The organism is Anaerococcus porci (assembly GCF_034090325.1).
GTDB classification, from domain to species: Bacteria; Bacillota; Clostridia; order Tissierellales; family Peptoniphilaceae; genus Anaerococcus; species Anaerococcus porci.
The window spans coordinates 20,297-29,975 of sequence record NZ_JAXDSU010000056.1 but is presented as its reverse complement, the minus strand read 5'-3'; the positions used below and the strand labels follow the sequence as shown (position 1 = coordinate 29,975).

6 protein-coding genes and 1 pseudogene are annotated in these 9,679 nt (G+C 29.1%); 2 read left to right on the top strand and 5 right to left on the bottom strand.

What is annotated here, in order from left to right:
• Positions 1 to 548: 548 nt before the first annotated feature.
• Together SOR60_RS05665 and SOR60_RS05660 are read right to left on the bottom strand one after the other, a co-directional pair.
• On the bottom strand, positions 549 to 3,899 hold the full coding sequence (locus tag SOR60_RS05665; protein ID WP_154540723.1) for a DEAD/DEAH box helicase: 3,351 nt from the start codon (positions 3,897 to 3,899) through the stop codon (positions 549 to 551).
• Entirely contained in the window at positions 3,899 to 5,839 is a 1,941-nt protein-coding gene (locus tag SOR60_RS05660; RefSeq protein ID WP_320595450.1) for an Eco57I restriction-modification methylase domain-containing protein, read from the bottom strand. The genes SOR60_RS05665 and SOR60_RS05660 overlap by 1 nt, the downstream gene beginning before the upstream one ends.
• 399 nt (positions 5,840 to 6,238) lie before the next feature.
• Here SOR60_RS05660 and SOR60_RS05655 point away from each other — a divergent pair, with 399 nt between their 5' ends.
• Both SOR60_RS05655 and SOR60_RS05650 read left to right on the top strand, forming a co-directional pair.
• Entirely contained in the window at positions 6,239 to 7,774 is a 1,536-nt protein-coding gene (locus SOR60_RS05655; protein ID WP_229771220.1) for a Na+/H+ antiporter NhaC family protein, read from the top strand.
• Positions 7,775 to 7,934: 160 nt separating this feature from the next.
• Positions 7,935 to 8,114 (top strand): annotated as a pseudogene (locus tag SOR60_RS05650) (transposase); the annotation flags it as partial.
• Between the two features lie 281 nt (positions 8,115 to 8,395).
• Here SOR60_RS05650 and SOR60_RS05645 read toward each other — a convergent pair.
• From SOR60_RS05645 to SOR60_RS05635, 3 genes are read right to left on the bottom strand one after another with little or no spacing between them, the layout of a single operon-like run.
• Entirely contained in the window at positions 8,396 to 9,019 is a 624-nt protein-coding gene (locus tag SOR60_RS05645) for a class I SAM-dependent methyltransferase (RefSeq protein ID WP_320595449.1), read from the bottom strand.
• A gap of 46 nt (positions 9,020 to 9,065) precedes the next feature.
• The gene (locus SOR60_RS05640) at positions 9,066 to 9,458 is read right to left on the bottom strand and encodes a DUF2178 domain-containing protein (protein ID WP_154540715.1); all 393 of its coding nucleotides are present in this window, start codon (positions 9,456 to 9,458) and stop codon (positions 9,066 to 9,068) included.
• Positions 9,448 to 9,657 (bottom strand): helix-turn-helix transcriptional regulator, encoded by a 210-nt coding sequence (locus SOR60_RS05635; protein WP_154540713.1) that lies wholly within the window; start codon positions 9,655 to 9,657, stop codon positions 9,448 to 9,450. Before SOR60_RS05635 ends, SOR60_RS05640 begins: the two co-directional genes overlap by 11 nt.
• Positions 9,658 to 9,679: the final 22 nt, after the last annotated feature.

Genomic DNA, 9,679 nt, shown 5'->3' with positions numbered 1-9,679 from the left:
GGCTGATATTCTTCAATTAACATTTTTGCTATTTTACTTCTTCTTGTTTCCGGTCTTTTTCTTGGCATAAAAATTCCTCCTGGTTAGTTTTTCTTTACCCTAATCAGGAGGTTTCTATACACAAAACTTTACACAGTCTCTTATCTTAATTTAAAACTCTTGTAAAATTATGCAATAGTCTTTTTAGATTATTTACAATTAGGCTAAGATTATATATATTTTTTTATCCTTCTTCCTTATTTATGAGATTTATCTATCGCATCAATCTTCGATTTAAGCTATATCTTTATGCTAAATTTCAAAGTATAGTCAAATCCAAGACTTAGTTAATTACAACAAGTTACTTAGAACCTAGGAATAAGTTCCCTATGCTTGAATTAATTATATATTAAGAAAAACTGTTTAGTTTTATATAATAATTTAATAACTAAAGAATCCATTCATATAAGATAATATCTATTAAGGGGAACTTGTTCTTAGCAAACGAAGTAAGGCTTCAAAGCATTTTCTCTTCATTTTGATCAATTTAAGTGATTTAAGTTGCTTTTTTAATCAAATAATTCGTCCAATTTTTCTTCTAGGTCACCCTCTTTTATGTGTTCAAGAGAGTCAAGTTTTCTTAGATTATGGCTTTCTATTTTAATTTTATCGCTAAATCCTAAAACAAAATTAAGAGCTATCCTATAAATTATCTCAGTAGGAGCTAGACCATAAACTTGATTTTTAAATATATGATTTAGTCTTTCTTCCTCATTAGGAAAAATCTCTTTTATTTTTTCACTTCTAAATAATCTTTTTACAATTTCTGAAATATATAATCCTGATTTCATATATAAGTCTATGAAAGTTTTGTCTTTGCCATCAAAACATCCTGGGTTTTCTTTTTCTAATAAATCCACCATTTGTATAACTACTTTTTTAGGTGTAAATATTTGGTTAGTCTTCTGAGGAGGTATATAGTCGAATATATCCATTTTAGTATCATCTTCGAAATAATTTGAAAGTTTTTCTTTTTTATTTAAAAATTCTTTAACAGAATCATTAAATACTATTTGATCAAAGAGATTCCCCTCATAGTGTTTTGTCTCTCCACTTATTTCATCTGTGTAATCTCCACCATCTCTTAAAAATCTAAATTCATTTAAGCTTATGCTTGTTACTTCTTTAAATACATAATCAGGTACAATTTGATCAAATGTTTCAAGATTTGTATTCTCATCACCATAAGCCATCAAGAAAGAAGGAATAGTTCTTGAAAAACCTCTTAGATGATCTCTAATACCATCTTCAATTGTTTTCTTTTCTTTTTCTTTTATATCTGTTTCAACTGTTTCTACTATTTCCTCTCCTGACTTCTTGAATATTTCTTCACTTTTAAATTTTTCCTCTATATTTTTAAACAATTCTTTTCTCTTAACTTCTAATTTTTCATTATAATCTTTGTCAATTTTAGTGAGCTCTTCAGATGTTTTTGCCTTAGCTTTTCTATCTTTTTTTTCTGATTCAATTATGTTTTTTTCTACTTCATAGTTACCATATTCTTTTTTGACAACCCTATCAGTCATATACTTTATTTTATTTTTTAACTTTCTACTAGAAGACTTACTTAAATCTTTACCATAATTTATTTTTGTAATTTCCATAAGATTATCTACTATAGGTTTACTAAAATCTTCTTTTAATCTTTCCAGATCATTTGTTTTTTTCTTATTTGAACTCTTATATTCCTCTGAAGTTTCATTAATCTTCTTTCTTATATCTTTATATACTTTATCTCCGAAAAGACTATTTGCTTTTCCTATTATCTTATGCTTAGGTATGGAAATCTCATTATTTTCATCTAAATCTAAATCATCTTTTGTATTATCATTTATATCTATATCTTCCTTTCTTTTGCCCTCTTTTTGTGGCTCAAATTTATTTATAATATCCCTTATCTCTTTTGGAGCTTGAAATATATTTGATATATTTGTAAATAAAAAATTAGACATAAATCCACGATTAACTACTTCATTTGCATGGATTTTTCTAGGAACTGTAAGAACTTTTTCAGAATCAAGTTCTACCATAAATCCTTCTTCGTCTTCTCCATACACAGGAAAAAAGTTAAGAAGTTCCCTAATATTTTCTTTCCTATTTTGAAGATCTCCCCCACCATTTGAAGTATCCTTGTTTAAATCATTGGCAAATTCTTCAAAAATTATAAGACTTCTTGCTGGATCAAAATCAAATACATAAGAATTTTTCTTTCGTAGATTTTTTCCATTTTCTTTAAAAAGACATGGATTTTGGGCTCTAAAAGCAGACTGCATATATAGAGCTGGACTTTTCATATTTGAAAGAATCAATACCGCAGTCCATTCTGGAATAGTGATACCAGTAGTTAATTGTCCTACTGATAAGGTTATAGTCTTATCATAATTTTTAATAGCATTTACTACCTTAGTATAGGATTGTTCAAATATATCTTCATCATCTAATTTTCCATCACCAGCTGCAAGCACTATCTCATATTCTCTAAAAACTGGATTATCAGAAAGCTTACTTGCAAGGGCTTTTGCGCTATCAACCCTATCTAAAATCCAAAAGGTGTGTTTAAGTTCATTTCTCAAATCTTCAGTTGAAAATGGAAACTTATATAAACTTGTTAAAGAATCCAGAAACTTGTCTACATCTGATTCATAAACAAATTTACCCTTGCCATTAGTTGCAAAAAACTCGTTTAAGTCAAAAGCGTATTCTTTATTCTCTCCTTCAAAATCTATCCCCTCTTTTACTTTGTCTTTTATAATTTCAGACATTTGATAGGTATATAGATGTAGCTTTGGCAAAGCTAAGTATGGGTTTTCTTCTTCCTGTGTATTGTCCCAACTCTCTTTGGCTTTTTGTTCATCAGCATAGGTCCAATTATATATAGCATCATCCGAAAACTTATAATTTGCTATTGCCTTAAAAGGAGTACCTGATAGGTGAAGAGTATTTTTTCTAGAAATATGGTCGAATGCTACATCCGTTTTATAGGTATCAACTCCCTCATGAGCCTCATCTATTATTATAATATCCCAATTAATTCCTATAGGTTTCCCTTCGCTGTCTTTAGCTGAACTTAACTCCCTTAGTTTATCACTGTTAGGATCTCCTCCAAAATACTTCGAACCTTTCAAGTCTTGTAAACTTACAAATTCTATACACCCCTTTACATTTTCATCACTTGAAACTTTTTTAATATATTGATTTCTATCTAATACATTTGAATTATCCCTTACACCTTCAACATGGCTTACAAAATAATATCCGGAGTTAAGACCTATAAATTTCTCAAAATCATTATACCAAGAATTAACTATGGCAGGTCGGTTAGTGACTATAAGTATATTTTTAAAGCCCATTTTCATGCACAAGTCATAAGCTGCAAGAGTCTTACCAAATCTAGGCTTGGCATTCCACAAGAATTCTCCTTCTTTATGACTTGCAAAATAAGCTATAGTCTTTTCTACTGCCTCTTCTTGTTCTTTTCTTAGTTTATATGGTATGGGAAGATTTTTGCTAACTTTAAATCCCCTATTTTCCCTAAAATCATTAAATTCATCCTTAGCATCTTTTGGATCTATCTTAAACCATTCAGTTCCCTTTTCTCTTTTGATACCTAATTTGTTTAGATAAGCATGGAACTCTTTGTCAGTAAAGGTTTCATTACTTCCCTCATAGGTTGCATTTTTGACCCGTTCTTTAATATATTTAATATTAGCTGTATGTGTCTGTTCTTTTATTCTTGTATCTACATCTCTTTCAGTAAAACCAATCTTGGTCCAGCCTTGATGATATTCTACTCCAGGAGTTGTGTAAGCGTAACATTTAGGAACAACTTCAACACTGGTACTTATATTAATTTTTTGCATTATTTCATCTCCTGAACCTTATCTTCTATAAAGTTAATTTCTTCATCATCTAAAGCATATTTTTTATATAACTGTTGGTCTATTTCAGCAATGGACTTAGACCAATCTATATCAGAATTTTCTGTGAAATCTTGTAATGGAACATTTGCCCATGTTTCTTTATTATTTCCTTGAGTTATTTTTAATATCCCTAATAATGTTCTACAAAATTTTGTTTTAACATATTTCAACATTGCCTTAGCTTCATATAAAGTATCAAATTTACCAAAAGAAATAAACGTTTGTGTATTCCCGATTAGGGGTGTACTTAAAACCTCTCCAATTGCTCCTGAACCATTAGCAGAAGGAACGAACACTTTATACTTATAGAGTACATCATCATTTTGGATATATTTTTTCTTAATATATCTATAAGCCCTTTTTTTATTAACTAATCCAAGAATTTTATAAGAATCATCATATATTTTATCTTTTGTAAATATTTCAGGTAATCTCTCCATAATAATTTGGCGTAATCTCTTATCTCTACCCTTATTCCCTATTATATTTTTATATTCAGGATAGTCTTCATACAGTGCATCCAAGTCAAATTTACTTTGTATTTCAATTATTTCTCTTATATCTTTAAATTCATTATTATTTACAACTTTATTTCTAATACTCGCTAATTCTTTAAAACTTGTAAATGCTTCTATTGGTCCGAAATCTTTACTTTCATCCCTATATGTTATTGCAACTCCACCTTTAATATCAGTTCCTTTAAAAACATCACTAGATTTCTGCTTATATTTTAAAACCTTAAAATGTTTATCATTTAACATTTTTTCATTCCAAGGCTTTGGTGTTTTTCCTGCATTAAATAAGAATCTAGCTGGAGTAATAAGTAATACTTTATCAGCAATATTAAATGATTCATCCATAAATAAATTATATACAGGACTATCACTTGTACTTTGACCTTTCGCTTCTAAATTATAAGGCGGATTCCCAATCACAAAATCAAATTTTTTCATCTCTTTCTCCTTTATTTCCTTAAATAAGACTGACTTATTGGAACGCCAATCATATATTCTACAAGGTGTAGCCTTTATTTTTTTATCTTCATCAGTTTTTTCAAATAAAGAAACTTGACTCTCTTTTTCTAACTTTTGACTAAATGGTTCCTCATCTTTCAGTCCATTCATTTGCCATATATTCCAAGCTATAATATTTGCTATCTTTTTTATTTCTTTATCACTTGGCCTTTCATTCCATCTTTTTTCATAATATTCAACATAAGTTAGAAGGATATTTATTCTAGCTATAAGTAGATTATCTCCTTGATATTCATAGCCGTAGATTGCTTCTATTGCCCTAGTTGCCCGCTTCTTCCATTCAGCCTTATTCCTGCTATTTTCATTTACAATCCTTAATTTCCTATCTAGAATACCAATTCTTTGATTCAAATCTTCTATAAGTTTTCCACTTACTACATCATATCTTGAAACAAGGTAAGGAGCCTCTCCACAAGTTATTTCAAGCTTTCTTGAATCAACATAGTCTTTCCAAGTCTTATCTTTTGGAAATTTTATCTTATTTTCTATGGATTCCCATGACTTATCTTTTTCTATATTGAAGACATTTTTGTATCCAAACCACTCTTCATCTATAAAATTTATCATTTGGTTAACCACCCAGGATGGAGTAAATACTTCAGCCCTCTTTCTAGTTCTTTCAAGTTTGATATCTTCATTTTTGTTAATTCTTGCATTAAGTATCCTTGTAACATTGAAGGTATCAGCTAAAATATAGGAAGTTTCATTATAGGCCTCTCCCAAATTTTTATAATTATCACTAGCCCATATTATATTTTTCTTTGTACTTTTATTCTCTAATAGACGTTTTAGACCAACTCTTACTGCATATGAACTTTGATCTAAATTATTTATTTTTTCTGACATTTGCTTATCTTTCTCTATCTAAAAATTCTTTTTAAAATTGGATTATTATCTATATTGTATCAGTTTTAATAGATTATTTCACTTTATTAATTCATATTACTACTATAAAAAAATATTTTGTAAAATTATTTGACAACTATCTTTTAATTTGTTATTATCTAAGAAATACTTTGAAAAGCAAGTAAGTTATAGAATTATCTTAAGAGAGGTCTTGGTTGGTGTGAAAGACTGGGTTTTGTGATTGAAGAGAGGCTTTTAATAGTTGGGAGTATAATACATAAGCTTTCCCGTCTAACCCTCGTTATGGGTTCTAATGAGGCAAATTTATTTTGTGAATTAGGGTGGCAACACGTTTTTTTCGTCCCTTTTGTCGGGGCGATTTTTTATTTGGAGGATAATATGGATGATAATATTTACTATGGATTTTTGTCACTATTACCTGCACTTATTGCAATTATTTTATCTATATGTACTAAAAATATTATAGTTTCACTTTTGATTGCAGTTTATGTGGGTGCTTTGATTATTAATAATTTTAATCCTTTTACAGGACTGATTTCTATGATTTCTGATTTTATGTATGTAAAAATTGCAGAGGAGTCTAACGCCCAGACTATTTTTATGATGTCTATTATTGGGGGTTTTGTGGCTCTTTTAACTAGTACTGGTGCTGCCAATTCTTTTGCAAAGAATATGACTCATAAATTAGATAGTCGTTCCAAGGGTGAGTTTTTAACATGGATTGGAGGAATTGTTATATGGTTTACTGATACTGGTAATTCTCTTATACTTGGACCTATATTTGAAGAGATTTTAGATAAGCTTAAGACTTCCAAGGAGAAGTTTGCCTATATTCTAGATGTTACTTCAATTTGTGATGCTGCTTTAATTCCTATTATAGGTTGGGGTGTTTATTCTATGGGTCTTATAGATACTGAACTTAAAAATTTAAGTATAAACAGTATTAGCTCATGGACTGTTTATGTAGGAGCTATTCCTTTTAATTTTTATGCTATAATCTCCCTTGTTTTAGCTGGTTTTTTAGCCTTTAGTCAGTTTGATTTTGGTCCTATGCTTAAGGCTCAACATAGGGCAGCTGTTAAGGGTGAGACTATGAGAGAAGGTGGAACTCCTATGAGAAAACCCATTAAAGAGCATTTTAATAAGGATGTAGATGTTTCTGTTTGGATTATGATTATTCCTTTGATTGTAATGGTTATAACTATTTTTACTAACCTTATTTTAAATGGCTTTCCAAGAGATGTTGTTCCTGGAAAGATGATTAGGTCATCTATTGCTGCAGGATTTTTGCTTGCATCTTTGACTTTGATTTTACTTTCTATGAAAGATAAGATTATGACTTTTAATGAGTGTATGTCCATATTTTTGAAGGGTGTTTCTAATTCTTCTTTTATGGCAGTATTACTTACTCTTGCTTGGTCTTTGGGAGGAGTTTCTACTCAAATGGGAACTGCTGAGTATATCTTAAGAATTACAGAAGGATTCTTGAGTCCAGAAGTTCTTCCAGGAATATTTTTCCTTATAGGATGCATAATGTCCTTTGCTACAGGTTCTTCTTGGGGAACTATGGCAATTCTTATGCCACTTGCTATACCTATGGCTTACAAGCTTGATGTATCCCTTTCAGTTGTAGTTGCCGCAGTATCATCTGGTGGACTTTTTGGTGATTCATCATCTCCAATATCAGATACAACTATGCTAGCCTCAACTGGGGCCGGTGGAGACCATATGGACTTTTTCACCTGTATGCTACCTTACTCATTAACTGTAGGAGTTATCTCTTTTGTAACTTTTATAATAGCAGGACATATGGCATCTAATCTTATAATATTTGCCTCACTAGTATTTGTTCTTGTACTAGCCTATCTACTACACAAGTTCTTTATGAAAAAGTATGGCTTTGATAAATTTTAATAAAAAAATATTTTATTTATTAAGTTATAAGCTAGTCTATAACAAAAAAGGATAGAGCCCGTATAATTGTGTAAAAAGAAAAAGGTCATTTGAAACCTAACCTAGTACAATGTTTTTAACAAGCCAAAACTAAACTAGGAGGTATCAAATGACCCAATTACATTGTAGACTTAAATCAACTAATTGCTTAGAAAGACTAGACGAAAAAGTTAGAAGACGTGAAAAAGTGATTGGAATATTTCCAAATCAAGAATCGGCTATTAGACTAATAGGAGCAATCCTCATTGATATTAATGAGGATTGGATAACATCTTCTAAATTGTATATTAGAATGAAATAGTAAATATTTTACTAGTAATTTTTGCACAAATATTATGGACTTGACTAAAATCATGTAAAATAAAGCGATTTCTTTATCTTATTGCATTAAAATTTATCCCTATAGTTTTCTAATTTTATAAAAAAAGCACCTCTCCAGTGCTTTTAAATTATTTGCTAACTATTTTTTTATATAATTTCATAAGTTTTCCTACACATTCAAATTCTAGCATATTCTTCTAATCAAATCTAGGTATTTATTAGTTTAGTTGGCTTATATCAGCCAAATTTCAAATTAAAACATCATCTCTTATTTGATATGCTTAGTAAAGCTGAACAAAAAGAATACTTTTCAAAAACTAAATTTGGCAAATATTCTTTAATTTCTTCATATACAAAATATATTTCTTCATCATCCCGGTATTTTCCAGCTTTTAATTTACAAGATTCTAAATCTTTTCTTCTCTCAAAAGCTACATCTCCAATAAATATTTTTCCACCTTCATTTAATAGTAAAAGTAAAGATTTTATAAACGAAATCTTTTGTGAATCTTTCAAATGGTGAAGTGAATATGTTGCAATAATTACATCATATCTTTGCTTTCTCAAATCTTCTACTAGTCCTTTAGTAAAATCGCCTTTATATAGCCTTGCATTTGGCATTTTTTCTTGAGCAGTCTTAATCATCTTTTCAGAGAAATCTTGCCCATAGATTTTATATCCTTTTTCATATAAATGACTTGCTAAATTTCCTGTACCAAAGCCAATATCTAAAACTTTTTTTCCATTTGTTTTTAATACTCTATTATAAATCTCATTTAAAATTTTTTTATAAGCTGCAAAAGGATATTCCTTATTATCATCTGATAAAGTAACACTTTCATTATAATTTTCAGCCCACAAGTTAAATCCATTATTATCTAACAATTATTTCTCCTCGATTTTTATATATGATTTTACAAATTTATTTATATCAATATCTACTCTCATAATATCTTGAAATGAAAATCATGATTAAGGGAGATATAAAGACTGATATTCCTAAAAATATTGCTGGTAAGTATGCCTTTATTGACATTGAGATTATTGCGATTATTCCCATTAACACCATTAATATTGCTGACATTGTTGCATTTACCTTATCTCTTATTTTCTCATTTCTTTCATCATTTATACTTATTCTATAATCTAAATCTTCCTTTAACATTTTATTATGAATTATTTTTACATAACTAACAGTAAAGCTTATAGCAAATACTTGGGTTAATATTATTTCTAATGTTTTATTTAAATCTAATAAAAATACTACTAAAAGGCTTAAGATTCCTATTAAACATCCTAAATACCAAATTTTATTATTTTTCATAATCTTTCTCCTCATAGATAAAAATTTCTTCAATTTTTAGATTAAAATAGCTTGCAATTTTAAAGGCCAGTATTATTGATGGATTGTATCTTCCATTTTCCAAAGAACCTACAGTTTGTCTTGATACTTCTAGTGCTCTTGCAAGCTCTTCTTGCGTTATACCCTTTTCCTTTCTTACTTCTTCAAGTCTATTTTTCATTTAACCACCCCACTTATGTAAA

What these genes read in the sequence shown, in the direction of transcription:
- SOR60_RS05665 (WP_154540723.1), bottom strand. Translation starts at nt 3,899, where the DNA reads ATGCAAAAAATTAATATAAGTACCAGTGTTGAAGTTGTTCCTAAATGT.
- SOR60_RS05660 (WP_320595450.1), bottom strand. Translation starts at nt 5,839, where the DNA reads ATGTCAGAAAAAATAAATAATTTAGATCAAAGTTCATATGCAGTAAGA.
- SOR60_RS05655 (WP_229771220.1), top strand. Translation starts at nt 6,239, where the DNA reads ATGGATGATAATATTTACTATGGATTTTTGTCACTATTACCTGCACTT.
- SOR60_RS05640 (WP_154540715.1), bottom strand. Translation starts at nt 9,458, where the DNA reads ATGAAAAATAATAAAATTTGGTATTTAGGATGTTTAATAGGAATCTTA.
- SOR60_RS05635 (WP_154540713.1), bottom strand. Translation starts at nt 9,657, where the DNA reads ATGAAAAATAGACTTGAAGAAGTAAGAAAGGAAAAGGGTATAACGCAA.